The organism is Pseudoalteromonas sp. 31A1, assembly GCF_011378815.1.
In the GTDB taxonomy this organism is placed as follows: domain Bacteria; phylum Pseudomonadota; class Gammaproteobacteria; order Enterobacterales; family Alteromonadaceae; genus Pseudoalteromonas; species Pseudoalteromonas arctica.
This window is the reverse complement of the sequence record NZ_WTKY01000003.1, coordinates 223,459-241,341: the sequence shown is the minus strand read 5'-3', so window position 1 is coordinate 241,341 and position 17,883 is coordinate 223,459. Positions and strand designations below refer to the sequence as shown.

Below are 17,883 nucleotides of genomic sequence, written 5' to 3'. Positions count from 1 at the left end.
ATCCCTGAGTCTAAATTGATCTTTATGGGTTCTACTTTAAGTTTTAATAAAAAGTAAAAAGCCGTTGCAGCAATGCAACGGCTTTTTTATGGCGTTAGCCCGAAGTAACCTTTGAACACCTTCGCTTTATTCATCAGGCCCTTTGAGCGTAAATTTTAAATGTTTACGCATATCTTTTAAAATAACGCCTTTTTTAAGCATTGTTCCGCTTAAACGCTTTTGCCATTTTAATAAATCTGGCTCTGCGGCGGCTAAGGCTTGCTCGTTTTCAAACTGAAAGCACAGCAGTAGTGTACTTGGAAATAAGTGATATTGAACATCAAACCAGCATTGCAGCATGCCTGGGAGCTCAGCGCGGCCTTGTTCTTCTAATTTTTCAGCAGTATTGAGTACAAGTGCTTGCTGTTTTATTTGCACTGCAGAGAGTTTTTTCATTATTAAAATCCAAGTTAGCGGCTAATAAATGCAGCCGGAATACGGGCATTATACGCAAGCTTGTAGGCAGGCAACAACTTTGAAAGGGAGTTAATGTTTAATAGAGTGTATCTGCTTAAAATTTAGAAGTGCATGTCGCAAGGCGCCTTCGGCTTTTCTAACTTACGCAGGTCGGATAAGCGGCGCAGCCGTGCCATCCGACATTTTAAATTTCACCACAGAACCCCTTTTTAGATATTAATTTTAACGCGTGTTTTAACTCTATGGTTAATAACCTTAATTAAGGTTTTTGCCAGGTTGCTTGCAACAACTAAGGAGTAGCTGTCGCAAGCCGCTTTTAGAGCCTCACCGTATTACGTTTAATACTTATAAGAGGTATCAATAGGGACTGTTTATTTAGATCGGCGCTTGTCTAGTACATAACGTACGGCCATTCTTGCAACGCCCGCACCAATGCCCGAAACTACCGCCCATGTAACGGCCTCTTTAAGATCTGTTTCTTCGCTTGGTCTATCTTTTGGGGCTGGTTCGTTGGTAACCTTTTCCCACGATTTTTGTAAAGTTTTCCTTGTTAGCATACCTGCAGATGCAGCGGCCAGACCTATACCTATCGTCGTAATTAGTTGTTTATTACTCATAATGTTCTCCTTTTTATAAATAACGGCAGCGTTATTTATGTGTAACTTTTTAAGTAAGAATATTAATAACAGCAATTTACGTACCGATAGATGTTTGAGTAATAAGCACAGTTATAAAAAAACTCACTCAAAGTTTTAAAAATTTAAGCGTAAAACTTTAAGCGTAAAACTTTAAGCGTAAAAATCTGAGTAAGATTACGGCAAGAGTCAGAGCGTTTAACTGAAAAGGTATTCTACTCATGCTTAGGAAGTCTATTAAGCTTGTGCTTCATTTCCTAGTAAGGCGCCAATGTAGGCGAGTTCTTCGCTAAAAATCCCGTTAAAAAATGCATTTTGCTCAATTATTACAGCGTCATTAGGTTGGGCTTTATATTCTTGTTGGCATCTTGCAAGCTCGGTGGCTAGCCATTGGCAGGCGTTGTTAACTGTGTTTATTGCTGTTTTTAAAAATGATGACCATTTTATTTTTTGTAAATTAAAGCGATAAAGCGCGACAGCAATAATACTATAAGCCTGCTGTTCAGGTGTTGGCATGTTGTCAGAATTTATTGAAGTGCTGTTTAAAAGCTTGGTATTGACCATCGCTTGTTGCAGTGCCGCTTGCTGTGATTGACTTAAAAAGTAGTTTTCGTAATCCATGGGTGGCCTATATCTGCTAATAGCAGGGCAATATAAAAAGGAAATTTAGCACAGCGTTTTACGATTCATGCGCACCGAAAAATGAACCACAGTGATAACAAAATTAGACTGACTCTTTACTGAATTAATAAAACACAATTGTAACTGGGTAGGGGAATTGAAGAGGATAAGCGTCTTTGTTTTAACCTTCAAATCGCATGAAAAATAATGCTCTGTTGGTGTTTTTAATTTTATTGGTAAGCACGGTAATAACCATAAACAAGAGAGTGATAAAAACCTCTCTTTATTTCGCAAGGGATTTTGTTTATGTAGATAGGAGTTTTTTACAAAATTTAGCAATTTTTACTCTAATAATAAGAGTGCTAGTACAGGGGTTTTGTTTTATCTTATTGATTTAATTTAATAATTTTTTTGGTTTGAGTTTTGCTTGGTAGTAAGTGTATTTTCTTAAATAAATAAAGGAGTTATTATGAGTACCGTTATTACTGGGTTATTCGAAAGTGCATCACAAGCAACACTCGCAATTTATAGATTAGAAGCTTTAGGTATTAATGAAGCAGATATAAGCATTGTAGCCAACGACTCATACGCAAAGGAAGATTTTGCTGTAGACGAAGGTACTAAAGCTGCCGAAGGCGGCCTTATAGGCGCGGCTTCAGGTGGTATTCTTGCTGCAATTATTGGCGGTTTCACTGCCGTAGGGACTGTAGCAACAGGTGGTACGGGCTTATTAGTTGCCGGTCCATTAGTCGCTGCATTTGCCGCTGGTGGCGCAGGCGCTGCAGTAGGTGGTACTTTAGGTGCCGCAGTTGGTGCGTTTATCCCCGAGCACGAAATTAAGTATTATGAAGACGCCATTGAAAAAGGCTCTATATTAATTGGTATTAAGTACGATAGTGACAACAAAAACGCTATTGAAGAAATACTTAACAATGCAGGCGCAAGTAACGTTTCTACAGCGTAATGCTAGCTAATTAGTTTCAAAATTAATATGAAAGGTGAAACTTAGTTTCACCTTTTTTATGCTATTTTTTTGATTAGGCATAAAATCTAACTTTAAGTAGCGCTTACAATTAAGTTATTATTTTAACTGTATTAATACTAAGCCCGAGAACACTTTGAATTATTTAGCTCACCTTTATTTAGCACAGCCTACAGCCGATTCTCACTTTGGGAACTTGTTGGGCGACTTTGGTGGTAAAAGGCATGTAGAACACTTACCAAATACGGTTAAAAACGGGCTCGATAACCACTATTTAGTCGATAAATTTACCGACTCTCACCGCGCAGTAAAACACGCTAAACAGTACTTTTCACCCGAGCGTAAGCGCTTTGCTGGTGTAGCTATTGATGTGGTATTTGATCATTTTTTAATTGTGCATTGGCAACGATTTAGCAAGCAACCTTTAAGTGATTTTAAGTACACCAGTTATCAGCTTTTAAATAACCGCCTACCCGTTATGCCACCGCGAATGCAGCATGTTGTAACAAGCATGACTAAAAACGATTGGTTTAAAGAGTACGAAACCGTTGAGGGAATAGGGTTAGCACTGGATAACATTGCCAAGCGCATTCGCTTTGCTAACACTTTTGCGGGCGCTGCTGACGATATTGCGCGCAACTACGACGAACTAGAGGCTACTTTTTTAGAATTCTTCCCTGAACTGATTAAGCATGTAAGTGAGTTTGATCTTGAAAGCACCTCAAAAAATGGCATAAAGCGCATTATTTAAAGTTTTCATCAATTGTTAACCTTTTGTGATAATTTAAGGTAAAAAAACGCTACTCTAATACAAATTAATTTTTGAGTGTTTTTAATGAATCGCAATTACTTGGTTATTGTGAGCTTTGCTGTTTTAGCGGCATTTCAATCTGGTGCTGTATTGGCTTTCGACTTTGACTTAAAGTCGGTACGAACCACTATTTCAAACCCTAACACTAGCCACGCGTTAATATATGACGACTTGGCTGGGAGTAATCAAAAAACACTGTTTTCGTTAGAGCCCATAAACAATCAACGTGTGGGTGTGTTTTTTGATATTAACGACATTGAAATTGGTTATTCTGCCGATATTTTTGAAGATGATGTTGAAACAAAAACACAAGATATACTGCTTTCGTATAGAAAATTTAAAAATTCTAAAATCACATTTAACTATCAAACGCTTGAAGGGCTACAAAGCACGGCTAGCAATTTAAGCGGCAATCAAACGGATCAAATTTTCTCGCAAAATACACGTTCAACCAAGTTTGAGCTATCTGGCCAACACAATTTTTATACCTTCAATAATAAAGAGTCTTTGTTTGAGCATTTTTTTCTTAATAGACCAAAGCTAAGCAGCAAATTTGATTTGTCGTTAAGTGTTGTTGGCGCGTGGTCTTTCAAGCATGTATCTCTTGAGAATAAAGATAATATTGTGTTTCAAGCTGATTTTTTAAATTCGTCTGCACCACAGGTCACTAAGTTAATTTCTAATTCGTACGGGGCGAGTATTGGCTCGCTTTTATCATTTTCGTTACCGCATAATGTTCACGTATTTGCTGAATACAAAGTAGGTAAGGGAAATATTCGAAATACAGACCCAGGACTGGGGTTAAAAGATTCGGGCGGTGAAAAAGTAGCGGCATACGGCGGTAGTATTTCTTGGACTTCAAGTAACAAAAAACTCATGGTAGTACTACGTGCGTGGGAGCAAACAGGTAGGCATATAGATACTTCTTTTGGTGACTTGTCAGTAATTAAGTTTTTTTAATATTGAGTGCTGGGGCTCTCACTTAAGTTTTTGCAGAATTTTAGGGATAAGTAATTACACCTTCATGTAATTACTTAATAGTAATGAGTGCTTAGTTAGTCTTTCATTGAGCGCCATGCAAATGTAGATGCTGCAATAACGATCGCAATGGCAATACCTAAGTAGAGTGTTTCTATTGTGCCGCCGAACTCAACTGCGTGCTCTAAAAATAGTATTACCAGTACAACCGAAGTTACTTGTACCAGAGTTATTTTTAAATCATGAAAGTCTTTAATATTAAAAGCAGCAAGAAATTTACTTTCCTCAGGCTTAGATGGTGTTATAAATAGTCGGTACAAGCTAATAGCAATAACTTGTAAGGTAATTCCGATTAGTAGCAAATCAAGAATTTTCAGTAGTTCAACTATTAGGGCTTTACCGGCTTTAGCTGAATCAGGCAGGTCAAATAGCGTTGTTATTACTATATTAGCTACAATATTAATGCATGAAACATAAACGAGTAATGATGATATTGCAGCGGTAATAACGGCGATTACGACCAAAAACCGACTTGTTTGGAATATATTTTCCATGTTGCTCAACTTTATAATTAGACCTGACTTATACGAAACGTAGCTTAAGTTAGATCCCTTACGAACTTTTTACTTTTATATTTGCTTTAACATATTGGCTATTTACTTGTTAAGCATAGAAATAACAAATTTAACTGGAATATTATGAGTAAGAATAACGATGTACCTCAGGCTTATGTTAAGCAAGAGGAAGGTTATAGAATAAAAGCCTTAAGATTATATCCTTGGGTATGCGGGCGTTGTGCTCGTGAGTTTGAATACTCAAATTTACGTGAGTTAACGGTGCATCATGTTGATCATAACCACAGTAATAATCCTGAAGACGGAAGTAACTGGGAGTTATTGTGTATTTATTGCCACGACAATGAGCACAATAAATACCACGAGCATATTATGTATGGCGGGTCGACTACAGATCGCAAAGTTGAGGCTGCGACGCATTCTCCATTTGCCGATTTAAAAGCGATGCTTAATAAATCAAAGTAATATTAGTTAAATTAAGAGCCTAAACCTAATTTTTATTAATTTAAATGGCATTTTGAGGGTGAACGGTTATAAACCGAAGCAACCTCAAAATTAACTTTAAATTGGTTTTATTAAAGCTCTTTTGCTGTTTTGTCTTTTATGTCAAACCAGTTTGAATCGGCTGAAGTAATAAAGCCAGGTACGTCTTTTAGCCATTGTTTTTGAACTGATTTATCAAGATTTAAATAAAGTTTATTTTCAACAATTTTGAAAGCTTCAGGATCTACGTCAAACTTTTTCTCCATTGATACACCAAACGCACAAAAGCCACCAAATTGTGGTGCGTACTTTTCTGGGTTAGCTCTAAATAAGTCGCGGTGCTTAGCTGAGGTAAATTTATAAATGGCATTTTTATGCGTTGCAGTATATTCAGAGCTGCCTGTTACCGCTTTGTTTTGGGTAAAGTAAGCAACGGTGTCGTAACCACTAATTGCAATGTCGTTAACGTCGGCATTTGCGTCTATGTCTGCTGCAAAGCTTAGTGAACTTGCAAGGACTGATGCTGCAAAAAAAGCTGATTTAGTGAGTGTCGAAAATTTCATGTGTATCTCCAAAGGGTAATTTAATTAGTGTGTTTGTTTAAAACTCAACTGTACTTTATCGTTATTGCTTGGTTAATATGCGTCTATTAGTCTATATTTTCATACCAATAATCCAAAGAGGCGCTTATGGACGTACTTTCGAGTGTACTGAGTCACTTTTCGCTTAATGCCAATGTGTTTTTTAGTGGGAACATGTGCGGTACGAGTGACTTTAGTGACGATCAAGGTGTTGGGCATTTACATTTATTACGTTCTGGTACGTTAAAAGTGCGTAGTAATAGTGGCTTTGAAGTAGTTTTGTCTACGCCTTCGGTTATTTTTTTTCCTCACTCTACAGGGCACTGTTTATTTTCGGATAAGGGTGACGGTGCTGATTTAGTGTGTGCACAAATTAACTATCAAAGCGGCGGGCATAGCCCTTTATTGCAGGCGCTGCCTTTTTGCTTAAATTACGAATTAACGGGTGATGGATTATTAGCGCAGAGCGCTTTTTGGATTTTTGATGAGGCATTTAAAGACGCCAGCGGTAAGCATTTAATTATAGATCGCTTATGCGATGTATTTTTAATTAGTGTTTTGCGCAAGGTATTAGAAGAGGGCACCATTAAAACCGGGATGATGGCAGGGCTTGCCCATCCTCAGTTGGCTAAGGTATTAATAAAAATACACCAAACCCCAGAGCAAAGCTGGTCGCTTAGTGTTATGGCTGAGGCGTGTGGCATGTCGCGCTCTAAATTTGCTGACACGTTTAAGCGAATTATAGAGCAAACACCAGCTGACTATTTGGCTGATTGGCGTTTGTCAGTTGCTAAAAAGCTTATTTTAAAAAATCAAAATATGGATTTAGTGGCTAATCAGGTTGGGTACGAAAATGGCTCTGCACTTGCTCGTGTATTTAGAAAAAAAACAGGGCAAGCGCCAAAGGAGTGGTTATTGAGTCAGCAGTAAATTTTTAGTTTCTTTGAGTAAGCTGCATTTTTGAATCTGGTGAAGGTTTTCGTAATATCAAATTAATAGGGTCTTAATTTACCTCAGAATCACGATAAAACCAGTCATGCCCGAGGTTACGACTTGAGTGAACTTCGGGCATTTTTATTTAGATAATCTTGAAATTAAATTTTAATTGCCTCAGTAGGGATTATTGATAACCCACTAAAGTACTTCATCACTAATTGCCCTTGGCTGTTCTTTTCTATTACTAAGTAATTGTTTGAATTAGGATAGTAAAAGCTATTTTTAGACATCGTAATAAGTTTTGTTTTATCGCCACCAGTGCGCTTTGAATACAAAACGTCATTTTCAAAAATTAGGCTGCGTAAGGTGTTTTTATCAATGCGATAATCACCCAATACGGGCGCTAATTGCTGCTCTGTTACCTCTGCTTTTTTAAACTCGGGGAGTGCAATACCTAGTACTCTGGCTGTGAGTTTTTCGTTGATAAAAATAGGGTTTATGTGGTTTGAATTAGCCAGTACTGCAACATATAGCTTTTGTTCTGGAATATAGCGTGCATGCGCTAAAAAACCATTTATTCCGCCAGTGTGTTTAATTACGGTGTATTCATTCAAAGGCTTAATAATTAATCCGTAACCATAGGATGAAAAGCTGCCGTCATTTAATTTAAAAGGGCTTACCATCTTCTCATAACTTGCTTCACTAATAAGCTTGCCAGACGATAACGCACTAAACCAAATGTTTAAGTCAGTTGGAGTAGATATAAGCGCACCTGCGGCATATGGCCAATCCATATTAATGTAGTTGGTGTTGATAAATCCTTGCTCTGTTTGCTCATACCCAGAGGCGCGATGGGCAACAATTTCTTGCCCTTCATAACTACTCTGGTTCATTTTTAGCTTTTTAAATATGTGTTGTTCAATAAAGTCTTTGTAAGACTGGCCACTTGCTACTTCAATTATTTTACCAAGCAGTGAATAACCGGTATTTGAATAAGCCATGGCTTCGCCGGGTTTAAACACCATTGGGTGTTTGGCAAATCTCGCTAACGCATCGTCAACGCTGGTGGGTACTTGTATTTCTTTATCGAATAAGTCGTCGTCATCTGTGTAGTTGGCGATGCCTGAGGTGTGGGTTAATAAGTTTTCGATTGTGACGAGGTTGCCCTCTGTTGGGAAGTTTGCAACATACTTATGAATATCATCGGTAACCGCTAGCTTACCTTGCTCTTGCAGCATCATAATTGCAGCTGCAGTAAATTGTTTTGAAATAGAACCTAAACGCAAAACGCTTTGCTCATTAAGTGCAATGTTATGTTCAAGGTTGGCAAGCCCGCGCGCTCCTTTAAAAAGTACTTTGTCATTTTTACTTATAATTACCGATACCCCAGGCTCGTTTTCAGCAAGGTTCTCGTTAAGAATTTCCTGATATTGCGAGGCTGTCGGGTTGGCTTTTACAAGGCTGGGTGTTAATAGCGAGAGGGCTAACAAACAGCTAGCGTAAAATGGCTTAATCATATTCATCCTTTTTAGTTTTTATACCAAACCTCTAGATAGGCTTAGCGATCCTTGTGTTTTATAGTGAGTTAATATTGCACAGCTAAAAAGTAAACACAATTATCGGATTTTATAGGGGCTCAGTAATAGGTATAATCGCTGCGTTTATTGGTTTTTATTATATTTTTACAAGGAAGTTGTTGATATGCCTGATGTAACGGCTCTATTTTATATTGCCATAATGGCCTTTTATTTATTGCGCTCAAATGATGGAAGTAAGTTAATTATAACTACGATCGTTTTAGCTGCTATTCCTCTATTTACGAGCGATTATTGGCAGTGGTTACAATTAAGTGGGCTGTTAAGTGTCATTATTTTAATTATAGAAAAAGAGAAAGCAGGGGCTACCGCAGGCGGTGCAATTGCGGTGTTAGTCGCTCTATTTATTGGGGCTTTTATTGTAAGTATAATTATTAATGCTGCATGGACATTTACGAGTAATTTTAAGCTTTCTACTTTTGAAGTTAAAGCTCCCTTAAGTTACGGATGGTCTACTCATATTATTTGGTTGTATTGTCTTACTTTTGTTATACCGCTATTTGCCATTTTACGCGGTATTAAAAAGCCCGTAGCATTCTTTGGCACTAATTTAACCGCACTCGCTTTAGCTGTATTACCACACTATTGCGGCTCATTTATTTATGGGCTTATGCTAAGCGTAGCTATTATTGCTTCTCTTTATTTAGTCGCTTTCGTGTTTAAAACAGATTCTGAACAACGCTTTATGTTTACGTATATGGGTATGAGTGGACTACTAACAAGCTGTATCGCTAAAGGCATTATGGTGGCCTACTTTTAAACTTTTTTGAGATGGATTTTAAACAGCTGATGCTTTTTAAACTTCAGCTGTTTATTTTATCCATATTAAAACCAATCTGCTGCAACTTGTAGTGGGGTAGGGTCGCTTTTTTCAGATACCCAAAATACTAAGGCTTGCTTTGTTGGCGATACATTATTAGCGCGAGGCAGGGGTAAGTCAGTTAATGATAATTGCTGCTTGGTCTGCATGTCACTTTGCTCGTAGCCAATAACAACAAAGTCGTGTTTTAACTTATGGCCTGCGTTTTCGCCGCTGTGTATTTGTGTTTCTATGCCAAAGCCTAACAGAGCTACATGGGCTATTAAGTTTTGGTTAGTATCATCTTTGGTATTAACAGTATCGTATTCGAGATTAATTTTACTGTTGTTTATAGTCGCTTTTAAATTACCTAAATAAGGGGCTTTAGCTACAGGAATAGCTTGCTTATAAAACCAACCTTGCCACCCGCTGCCGTTAACCATAAATCCTGGGGTTGCTACAATCCTACTTTTACCGAGTGCCTTATAAGTACGTTGTCTTTTACTAAAAACAGCAGAGGCAAACGGGTCTTTCCATCCTAAATAATCCCAATAAGTAACATGAAAATTAATAGGGATTAAATCAGTCCATAGTTTTTCATCATCTGTAAACGTTGAAATCCAGCGCTCTGCTGGTGGGCAACTACTGCAGCCTTGCGATGTATAAAGCTCTAAAAAGGTAGTCGGATTAGCTGTACTGGAAATAGTCACTTGCTCAGCAGCTTGGCTTTGAAAGCAAAAAATTATTAACCCAACAAGTGAGATAAAAAATGGACGGGATAGTGCTTTAAAAGGCATGTTACTTCTCGCAAAGGTTGATATTGCATTCAGCCTAAATGATATTTACGAATGAAGTATCACGAAATACTCACAATTAAATCACGTTTTAACTGTATATTTTACTTGGTTAAAACTTAATTTGAACACCCGCTCAAGTTGTGTTTTAATCGTTGCTCAATTATTGAGGAACTTTACATGATTAAATTTTATTTTCACCATACTCCTAACCCAATGAAGGTTGCTCTTTTTTTAGAAGAAACAGGCTTGCCGTTTGAACTTGTTCCTCTTGATACTTTAAAAGGTGAGCAACATACACCTGAATTTAAAGCAATTAACCCAAACGCTAAAGCGCCAGCCATTGTTGATGGTGAAACGCGTGTGTTCGATTCGAATGCTATTTTAATGTACCTTTCTGAAAAATATGGAAAGCTTGAAGGTAAGGCCGACGATCGCGCTGAAATGCTGTCGTGGTTAATGTTTATCGCATCTGGTTTAGGTCCGTATTCAGGGCAAAGTGTTCACTTTAGACATATGGCACCAGAAGGGCTTGATTACGCGGTTAATCGTTATTTACGTGAAGCGCAGCGCCATTACGAAGTGCTTGATACGCACCTTGAGGGTCGTGACTTTATTGTGGGTGATACATACACAATTGCTGATGTATCTGCATGGGGCTGGATTGATAAAGCACCGGTTGTATTAGGTGAAGAGGGCTTAGCACCGTATCCAAATCTTAAGCGTTGGTTTGAAAGCATTGATAGCCGCCCAGCGGTTGCACGTGCACGCGTAATTGGTACTGATGTAGCCTTTAAAAAAGAGTTTGATGAAGACGCTAAAAAAGCATTTTTTCCTTCAAACTACCCAAAAGTATAAAAAGTACTTAATATAAACAGCAGAGCAGTTAGCTGATCTGCTGTTTAGTATTTTATGGCTGTGTTAACGCCTCTTTATTTTCATCTGCCACGAATAAATTAACTTCCTCGGTGTGCTGGCTTACGCTATTTCTTTTTAGGGCGATGTATAGGTCTGAGTGAATGTATATACCCTCTGTTCCTGACTTCATTCCTGCAATATCAAACCATGAGAGCAGCTGGCGTTTTCTGCCTGCAAGTTCAAGCCTTATATCGCGCTTTTTAAATATAACGTCGAGATCGGCAAGCATGGCCATTACACTTAAATCTAAGTGAGTAAAGCAGGGCACAGCGTCAATTATTACACATTGTGTATCGTCTTTTTGTCTTGCGTATTGCTCAAGTAATCTGCGTTTAAAGTAGCTGGCATTAAAGTAAGTTAAAGGTGAATTAAAGCGGTAAATAAACACGCCTTGCACCGCTTTTGCTTTATCTGTGGCGTCTAAACTTCTTACTACACCGTTAACATCTACGCCGAGTATATTATCGGTTGGGCGCATTACGGTGCGAATAAACTGAAATAACCCCAGTAATACAGCAAGTGTGATCCCTGGTATAACGCCAATAAATAACACGGCAAGTAAGGTGGCTGATGCGAGATAAAATGCCTGTTTATCTTTTCGTTTTAATTGCCAAACAGCTTTTAAATCGAGTAAATGAACAGAGGCAATAATGAGTACAACACCTAGCGCTGCGCTTGGAATAAATTCAAGTGGGGCTGTTAAAAATACGGCTATGACAGCAATAATGGCCGCTGCTATTATTGATACTAACTGTGTTTTACCACCTGTTGCATCGTTAACAGCGGTGCGTGAGTCGGCGCCACTGACTGCAAAACCTTGCGAAAGAGCTGACGCTATATTGGCAATACCTAACGCTCTAAATTCTTTATCGGCGTCTATGTCGTAGCCATTTTTAGCAGCAAAGCTGCGGGCAGTTAGCATCATACTAACAAAGCTCACGATGGCTAAGTTAAGTGCGGGGACCACTAACTCACGAATAATCCCTAAATCAAAAACAGGGGTATTAAAAACGGGAAGTCCACCTGTTACGGTGCCAATGGTTTTTATATCAAGCTGTTTTAAATCAAAAATCCACACCAAAAGCGCACCAAAGGCAATGGCGAACATAGATGCAGGCCACGTGGGTTTTACGCGTTTCATCACAAAATAAACCGCCAGTGTAAACAAAGCCATTAATAAGGTGGGGACATGTGTTTGCGCTAGGTATGTGGGCACACCACCTAAGCGTTCAAGTAGGTAGCGTTCGTCAAAGGTAAAGCCAAATACTTTGGAAAATTGACCAACAATAATAGTAATGGCTACGCCGTTTAGTAATCCCATTAAAATAGGTTTAGATAAAAAGTCGGCTAATACACCTAGCTTAAATTTACTGGCTATAAAGCACCAAAAGCCGGTCATAGCGGTCATGGTGACAACAAGTTGCCAATGTTTAAAACTGTCACCTGCAGCAAGAGGTGTTACTACTGCTGCAATAACGGCGCAGGTAGCAGCATCAGGGCCTACTATTAACTGTTTTGAAGTGCCAAAAAGTGCATATAACATCATTGGCAATATGCAAGAATATAACCCTACGGCAGCATTAACACCGGTTAGCTGTGCGTAAGCAATGGCAACAGGTAAAGCTACGGCAGCTACCGATAGCGCTGCTCTTAAATCATCAGCAAACCATTGTCGCTCATAGTGCAGCAATGTATCTAAACCCGGCATAAAATTATATAAACGCGACAGCACTTCAACTTTTCCTGTTAATAGTAATAACGCTTTGATAGTAAATTTAATATTCAAATAAGTATAGCTAGAGGAGAGTATTTTTACGTAATACCCACTGTATTGAATTAGTTATTTACTATAGCGATGGAGGGTTATTTAACTCGGTAGAATAATCATGTTTTTAATAAGGTTGTATAATATAAAGCCACTTTTTTATAGACGTAAAAAAGCCTGCATAAAGCAGGCTTTAGTTTCCAGGGAAAATTAAAATTTAGCGCGAATACCAAAGCTGTAACGACGATCCGCTTCAGTGTACTTCCAAGCACCACCTAGTTCAGATAGGTAGATTGAAGGCTCACCCGTTAAGTTAGTCGCATTACCTACTAGCGTAATATTTTCGTTAATATCCCAGCTTGCAGAGAAATCTAACTGGCCTCTGTCGTCACGGTAGTTATTACCGTAAACAGTGCCTTCTGCTGAAATACTGCCATCTGAGTTAATATTTTCTACGCGTTTTTCGTTTTCAGTATCTAAGAAACTGTCACGGTAGTTATAAGCGATACGAGTAGAGAACCCTTCGTATTCCCAAAATACTTGTAAGTTATATGTATTTTTAGAAATATCTAATAGTGGGTTGCCGTTTGGTTGTTCGCTGTCTGCATACGTGTAGTTTGCATTAACACCTAAGCCAGAAAATGCACCAGGTAAGCTTGTAAAGAACTGTTGGTAACCCACTTCAAAACCTTGTACTGAGCCGTTTTCACCATTTACATTTTTAACTGTATCGATACCCGTTAGTCCTGCGTCACGCAGACCTGCAACATGGTTAAAGCCATCTGCATCTACAGGGAAATCAGTTGCGTCAGAGTATACTAGGTTGTCTTGAGATACACCTGCAACGTCAAGCTGACATACTTGGTTCCACTGCGTTACGTTTTGACCAGTTGAAGTGCTTGAAGAAGCCTGACAGCTGCTTTCGTTACTTAAGAAAGACTCAACATCTTTATAAAATACAGCGAAAGATAGTACGTTACCTTCATCAAAGTAATGCTCTACTGATAAGTCGTACTGCGTTGCACGGTATGGTTCTAAATCAATAGATCCTTGCGTTGCACCCGTAATATCGTTATTAACGTCAAATGCAGGGCTTAGCTCGCTAAAGTCAGCGCGGCGCATAACTTTTGCAGCAGCAAAGCGGAATAATGTTTCGTCTGAGTAGTTATACGTAACGTTTAAGCTTGGTAAAAAGTCGCTGTAGTCATTGTCGCCAGTTACTTTTTCGCCATTAAGAAATACGCTTGATTCTAAATCTGTAGTCACATAACGACCACCCACAATCGCAGTGATGTTATCAAAGTCTAAGTACGCTGATATGTACACAGCTGCTGTATCTTCAACTACGTTACGGTATGCGCTTTCTTGGAACTCTTGGTTATCTGAAAGACTCCCCGTTGACGCTAGGTTAGTACCTGCAAGTAACTGCTGAAGTTGAGCGTAAGTATTTGCAGGGTTAGATAAACCGTTGTAGCTTAAAAACGTTAGTAGGTCGTTTTGACCAGAATTACCTAATTGGTCAAAAGAGTTGTCGTGGCTAACTGTTGTGAAGCTATTTGAAAAAGCAGCGTTGTAGTCATCAACCCATAAAGTAGCTAATGAACCATCTGAGTCGTTAAATGCATTTTTGTAAATGTCTTTAATTTCTACTTTGTATTGCTCATATTCGTAATCGCGGTTAGTAACACGTACACCTGCTTTTACTTTAGACACCCAGCTTAAGCTGCTGAGAGGTTCAAACATTTCAACATCAAAACGAATAGCTGTTTCGTCATTGTCTGTTCTTCTATCTTCACTTTTAAACGTACGAAGTGCTAAGTTTTGTGGGTCAGTAAATGCATTAGGATCTGAATGAATGATGCTTGGTAATTTATTACCGTCTTGAGAAAATGCACCATCATATAAATGATTTGTTAGCTGAGTTCCGCCACTTGCTTCAAATGTTGATTTTTCGATTGGGCGAAGTGTAAATTCAGAATCAGGTCTTACGCTTTCTGATGATGCTACTGCAATTTCGCCAGAGATTTTTATACTGTCAGTAAGGTTCCACTCTGCACCAAGTGCATTTGAAAACGAGTCAGTTTCACGAAAGTCACTGTATGTTTTAGGGATACCAAATTCGTTTGTTAGCGTGTAATTATTTACGCCGTTAGCATCTTGAGTTGTATTTGCATCTGTTGATAGTGAACCTGCAACACCTAATATAGAGTTACCACTTTGCTCACCAGAGCGTTTAGTGCCACTTAAATCAAGATACACCATGCCATTACCAGATTGCGGTGCCCACTGAAGTGATAAATTTACAGCAGTACGTTTACGTTGTTCTACATATTGCTCAACACTGTGCTCGTCTCGTACGATAGCGTTGCCACTTGGTGTATTACCTTCTTGGCCATTAATATCAATGTCTTGAGGTTTAACACGGCTAGACGTTTCATCTTGACGAATTTCACGATCTTGATACGAAAACATAGCAATAGCACCAAAGGTACCCATTTCGTCAAAGTCCCAGTTGTTACCAAGTGAACCACTAAAAATAGGTGCTACTTTTTCTGTTTTATCTGCATATTCACCATCTAATGAAACTGCGCCAGTTAGTTTATCTAACTCTAATGGGCGAACTGTTTTTAAGCTAACTGTTCCGCCTAACGCACCTTCAATCATATCGGCAGTAGGAGATTTAACTACTTCTACTGTTTTTAAGAAACTTGATGGGTAATCTTGTAAGCTAATACCGTCACGAGAGTCGCCAATAGTAGAGCGACCGTTTAATTCAACACGGTTTTGAGGTAAGCCACGAATCGAAACACTGTCACCCACACCAAAATCGGTATTAATAGATACACCAGTAATACGTTGCAGTGCTTCTGCAATATTATTATCAGGTAACTTACCAATGTCTTCAGCAACAATCGCATCTACAATACGTCCGTCAGTACGCTTAAGCATAGCGGCGGCTTTCATACTACCTAGCATGCCTTTTACTTCAATAACTTCAATATCTGCAGCTGCCGTTTCTGAAGCTGCCGGAGCCTCTTGCGCTGCAATAGTAGAAGAAGCCATTAATAAAAGGGCTGCTGCACTGATTGTTGTAGAGCTACTTCTTTTATGTTTATTAATTAATGTTGAAGTAATTTGATTGAGTTTCATGTATCTCTCCCGTTTGGGTACGACTTACGTCATTGTGTGTGTTGTTACTTGGTTTGGTTAACCAATTTAACTGCTATTTCCCTGTAGCGTGTCATACAGGTGGTATGGTTGAAATTAGTCCAATTCAGCTTTTATTACAACCTTTGTTTACCAAAAATTCACAAGGTGTATTACAAAGTGTTCTTTTATTTTGCTTATATTTAATAAATTTAATGGCTTATGGTGTATTTTTATTTTTTATATTTTGAGTGAATTTTATTGAAGTATGTTTACCAAAGGCGTTTTTTTATATTATTTGTACTATTAAATACATTTTTTAGTGCTATTTTTAAATTTTATGCCGTACTTTTATACGTATTTAGTTTGTTTTTTAAGTGATGTTAAAATAATGAGATGTTCATTAAAGGTTGGGTATGGCTTATAAATTTGCGAAATAGTAAGGAGTATAAAATCATTCAATTTTATTTTGGTTATTTGTTTTGGTAATACCAATTTTCCATTGTTTTTATATGAATTTTGTATTAGAGCTTACTGATATATATCTATATATGATTATAAATAGAGTGATTTTTACGCAAAAAAAAGCCCAGCATATTAATGCTGGGCTTTCTTAGATTAAATATATTAGCTTTTTAACTCGCCTGTAGATGATTCTAAATGGGCTCTAATAAACCACTGAAATTGCTCTAGGTCAGCTAGTTGGCTGGTGATCATATCTTCAGACACCGGATCTAATTCAGAAAGAGTCTCAATTGCTTTGCGGTGATCGCCATTAACGCCGTTGTATACTTTATCAAGTGCGGCTAAATGCTCGGTTACTAAACCTTTACCTACTGAGTATTCGTTCCATGTACGACGATCTACAATTGATTTAGGCGTACCAACGGGCACTCCACCAAGAGTCGCAATTCGCTCTGCAATTGTATCTGTCATTTCGCGCACAATGTCTACTTGTGGGTCTATCATTTCGTGTACGCCAATAAAGTTAGGTCCCACTACGTTCCAGTGAATATGCTTTAAAGTAAGCTGTAAATCTATCAATGCAACCATGCGGTTATCTAGCGTAGCTATTGTTTTTTGAGCTGATTCGTCACTCATACCTGGCGCGGTAAATTTAGTTGTTTTGTTTGATTCGTTATTGTTACTCATAATTTCTCCTACATTAAGTAATGTGTTGCTCATATAATATGTTGCGTTATGAGCATGACTTAAACTTAATGAAGCAACTGTTATGCCGTAAGTTGATTACTTTCAAAAGTGATTTAAAAACATGGGGTTATGTTTTTATTTAAGATTTTAGAGGCTGGAGGGATGATTGAATTTTTGAAAAGCCTGCATACATTTGTAAAATCTGCAGACTTTAATTTAATAACGCTTAAGTGTATTTAAACTTTGGCTATATATTCGTGCGCTTTTAAAACATCGAGCGGCACTATTTCTAATGATTTTTTATTTGTGGCTTCAAGTACCACTGGTGGCGCTACGCTCGCTGCAATAGCATGAAGCCATCTTACTGCACACAAGCACCATTTATCACCGGCTTTTAAACCTTCGAAATCGTAAAGAGGGTTTGGGCTTATTAAATCGTTACCTTGTGATTTTGAAAACTGTAAAAACTCATCAGTCATAATTGCACACACACTGTGATTGCCAAGATCTGATTCTGGTACATAACAAAATCCTTCACGTGTGTAGCCACCATTACCGCAACATAGTTTTAAACGTGTGCCAAGTACATTAAATTGATTCGCCATGAAATACCTTAATTTGTGGTGTTTAATAAATTTACTCTATCAGGAGTAAC

General features: G+C 38.2%; 18 protein-coding genes. 7 read left to right on the top strand and 11 right to left on the bottom strand.

Going from position 1 to position 17,883, the window contains the following annotated elements; all coding sequences use genetic code 11:
• Nucleotides 1-126 precede the first annotated feature (126 nt).
• The 3 genes from GQR52_RS04965 to GQR52_RS04955 form a co-directional block, all read right to left on the bottom strand.
• Complete coding sequence (locus GQR52_RS04965) at nt 127-435, bottom strand: hypothetical protein (protein ID WP_165727654.1); 309 nt, start codon at nt 433-435, stop codon at nt 127-129.
• 392 nt (nt 436-827) lie between these two features.
• Complete coding sequence (locus GQR52_RS04960) at nt 828-1,073, bottom strand: DUF4235 domain-containing protein (protein WP_002958040.1); 246 nt, start codon at nt 1,071-1,073, stop codon at nt 828-830.
• Nucleotides 1,074-1,328: 255 nt separating this feature from the next.
• A complete protein-coding gene (locus GQR52_RS04955) occupies nt 1,329-1,712 on the bottom strand; it encodes a hypothetical protein (RefSeq protein ID WP_165727653.1) in 384 nt (127 codons plus the stop codon).
• Nucleotides 1,713-2,181: 469 nt separating this feature from the next.
• Here GQR52_RS04955 and GQR52_RS04950 point away from each other — a divergent pair, with 469 nt between their 5' ends.
• The 3 genes from GQR52_RS04950 to GQR52_RS04940 all read left to right on the top strand — a co-directional run bounded on the left by GQR52_RS04950 (nt 2,182) and on the right by GQR52_RS04940 (nt 4,465).
• On the top strand, nt 2,182-2,676 hold the full coding sequence (locus GQR52_RS04950; protein ID WP_165727652.1) for a hypothetical protein: 495 nt from the start codon (nt 2,182-2,184) through the stop codon (nt 2,674-2,676).
• Nucleotides 2,677-2,830: 154 nt separating this feature from the next.
• Complete coding sequence (locus GQR52_RS04945) at nt 2,831-3,445, top strand: acyl carrier protein phosphodiesterase (protein ID WP_165727651.1); 615 nt, start codon at nt 2,831-2,833, stop codon at nt 3,443-3,445.
• A gap of 84 nt (nt 3,446-3,529) precedes the next feature.
• Complete coding sequence (locus tag GQR52_RS04940; protein ID WP_165727650.1) at nt 3,530-4,465, top strand: hypothetical protein; 936 nt, start codon at nt 3,530-3,532, stop codon at nt 4,463-4,465.
• 95 nt (nt 4,466-4,560) lie between these two features.
• Here the strand turns inward: GQR52_RS04940 and GQR52_RS04935 are convergent, their stop codons facing one another.
• Nucleotides 4,561-5,037, bottom strand: coding sequence for a YqhA family protein (locus GQR52_RS04935; protein ID WP_007581432.1), 477 nt, complete (start codon nt 5,035-5,037; stop codon nt 4,561-4,563).
• 144 nt (nt 5,038-5,181) lie between these two features.
• Between GQR52_RS04935 and GQR52_RS04930 the strand changes: the two genes are divergently transcribed.
• Entirely contained in the window at nt 5,182-5,523 is a 342-nt protein-coding gene (locus tag GQR52_RS04930; protein WP_007581433.1) for a YajD family HNH nuclease, read from the top strand.
• A gap of 110 nt (nt 5,524-5,633) precedes the next feature.
• Here the strand turns inward: GQR52_RS04930 and GQR52_RS04925 are convergent, their stop codons facing one another.
• Complete coding sequence (locus GQR52_RS04925; protein ID WP_024599510.1) at nt 5,634-6,104, bottom strand: YHS domain-containing (seleno)protein; 471 nt, start codon at nt 6,102-6,104, stop codon at nt 5,634-5,636.
• Between the two features lie 126 nt (nt 6,105-6,230).
• On the opposite strand from GQR52_RS04925, the gene GQR52_RS04920 reads away from it, so the two are divergent.
• The gene (locus tag GQR52_RS04920; RefSeq protein ID WP_165727649.1) at nt 6,231-7,052 is read left to right on the top strand and encodes an AraC family transcriptional regulator; all 822 of its coding nucleotides are present in this window, start codon (nt 6,231-6,233) and stop codon (nt 7,050-7,052) included.
• 164 nt (nt 7,053-7,216) lie between these two features.
• On the opposite strand, the gene GQR52_RS04915 is transcribed toward GQR52_RS04920, so the two are convergent.
• Nucleotides 7,217-8,575, bottom strand: a complete 1,359-nt coding sequence (locus GQR52_RS04915; protein ID WP_165727648.1) for a serine hydrolase domain-containing protein — start codon at nt 8,573-8,575, stop codon at nt 7,217-7,219.
• 184 nt (nt 8,576-8,759) lie between these two features.
• Between GQR52_RS04915 and GQR52_RS04910 the strand changes: the two genes are divergently transcribed.
• Nucleotides 8,760-9,413: a hypothetical protein gene (locus tag GQR52_RS04910; RefSeq protein WP_165727647.1), complete on the top strand. Its 654-nt coding sequence runs from the start codon at nt 8,760-8,762 to the stop codon at nt 9,411-9,413.
• Between the two features lie 65 nt (nt 9,414-9,478).
• Here GQR52_RS04910 and GQR52_RS04905 read toward each other — a convergent pair whose 3' ends face one another.
• Nucleotides 9,479-10,249, bottom strand: coding sequence for a DUF1223 domain-containing protein (locus tag GQR52_RS04905; protein WP_165727646.1), 771 nt, complete (start codon nt 10,247-10,249; stop codon nt 9,479-9,481).
• Between the two features lie 177 nt (nt 10,250-10,426).
• Here GQR52_RS04905 and GQR52_RS04900 point away from each other — a divergent pair, with 177 nt between their 5' ends.
• The gene (locus GQR52_RS04900; RefSeq protein ID WP_165721108.1) at nt 10,427-11,104 is read left to right on the top strand and encodes a glutathione S-transferase family protein; all 678 of its coding nucleotides are present in this window, start codon (nt 10,427-10,429) and stop codon (nt 11,102-11,104) included.
• A 52-nt stretch (nt 11,105-11,156) separates the two neighbouring features.
• Here the strand turns inward: GQR52_RS04900 and GQR52_RS04895 are convergent, their stop codons facing one another.
• From GQR52_RS04895 to GQR52_RS04880, 4 genes are all read right to left on the bottom strand, one after another.
• Nucleotides 11,157-12,896: a SulP family inorganic anion transporter gene (locus GQR52_RS04895; RefSeq protein WP_165727700.1), complete on the bottom strand. Its 1,740-nt coding sequence runs from the start codon at nt 12,894-12,896 to the stop codon at nt 11,157-11,159.
• Between the two features lie 243 nt (nt 12,897-13,139).
• Nucleotides 13,140-16,079, bottom strand: coding sequence for a TonB-dependent receptor (locus GQR52_RS04890; protein WP_165727645.1), 2,940 nt, complete (start codon nt 16,077-16,079; stop codon nt 13,140-13,142).
• Between the two features lie 624 nt (nt 16,080-16,703).
• The gene (gene dps, locus GQR52_RS04885; RefSeq protein WP_010553097.1) at nt 16,704-17,228 is read right to left on the bottom strand and encodes a DNA starvation/stationary phase protection protein Dps; all 525 of its coding nucleotides are present in this window, start codon (nt 17,226-17,228) and stop codon (nt 16,704-16,706) included.
• A gap of 236 nt (nt 17,229-17,464) precedes the next feature.
• Nucleotides 17,465-17,833: a DUF2237 domain-containing protein gene (locus GQR52_RS04880; protein ID WP_165727644.1), complete on the bottom strand. Its 369-nt coding sequence runs from the start codon at nt 17,831-17,833 to the stop codon at nt 17,465-17,467.
• Between the last annotated feature and the right edge of the window lie 50 nt (nt 17,834-17,883).

Bases quoted from the DNA above. Each gene is read 5' to 3' on its own strand.
- dps (WP_010553097.1), bottom strand. From the start codon at position 17,228: ATGAGTAACAATAACGAATCAAACAAAACAACTAAATTTACCGCGCCA.
- GQR52_RS04880 (WP_165727644.1), bottom strand. From the start codon at position 17,833: ATGGCGAATCAATTTAATGTACTTGGCACACGTTTAAAACTATGTTGC.
- GQR52_RS04915 (WP_165727648.1), bottom strand. From the start codon at position 8,575: ATGATTAAGCCATTTTACGCTAGCTGTTTGTTAGCCCTCTCGCTATTA.
- GQR52_RS04905 (WP_165727646.1), bottom strand. From the start codon at position 10,249: ATGCCTTTTAAAGCACTATCCCGTCCATTTTTTATCTCACTTGTTGGG.
- GQR52_RS04955 (WP_165727653.1), bottom strand. From the start codon at position 1,712: ATGGATTACGAAAACTACTTTTTAAGTCAATCACAGCAAGCGGCACTG.
- GQR52_RS04890 (WP_165727645.1), bottom strand. From the start codon at position 16,079: ATGAAACTCAATCAAATTACTTCAACATTAATTAATAAACATAAAAGA.
- GQR52_RS04930 (WP_007581433.1), top strand. From the start codon at position 5,182: ATGAGTAAGAATAACGATGTACCTCAGGCTTATGTTAAGCAAGAGGAA.
- GQR52_RS04950 (WP_165727652.1), top strand. From the start codon at position 2,182: ATGAGTACCGTTATTACTGGGTTATTCGAAAGTGCATCACAAGCAACA.
- GQR52_RS04900 (WP_165721108.1), top strand. From the start codon at position 10,427: ATGATTAAATTTTATTTTCACCATACTCCTAACCCAATGAAGGTTGCT.
- GQR52_RS04960 (WP_002958040.1), bottom strand. From the start codon at position 1,073: ATGAGTAATAAACAACTAATTACGACGATAGGTATAGGTCTGGCCGCT.
- GQR52_RS04940 (WP_165727650.1), top strand. From the start codon at position 3,530: ATGAATCGCAATTACTTGGTTATTGTGAGCTTTGCTGTTTTAGCGGCA.
- GQR52_RS04925 (WP_024599510.1), bottom strand. From the start codon at position 6,104: ATGAAATTTTCGACACTCACTAAATCAGCTTTTTTTGCAGCATCAGTC.
- GQR52_RS04935 (WP_007581432.1), bottom strand. From the start codon at position 5,037: ATGGAAAATATATTCCAAACAAGTCGGTTTTTGGTCGTAATCGCCGTT.
- GQR52_RS04910 (WP_165727647.1), top strand. From the start codon at position 8,760: ATGCCTGATGTAACGGCTCTATTTTATATTGCCATAATGGCCTTTTAT.
- GQR52_RS04920 (WP_165727649.1), top strand. From the start codon at position 6,231: ATGGACGTACTTTCGAGTGTACTGAGTCACTTTTCGCTTAATGCCAAT.
- GQR52_RS04965 (WP_165727654.1), bottom strand. From the start codon at position 435: ATGAAAAAACTCTCTGCAGTGCAAATAAAACAGCAAGCACTTGTACTC.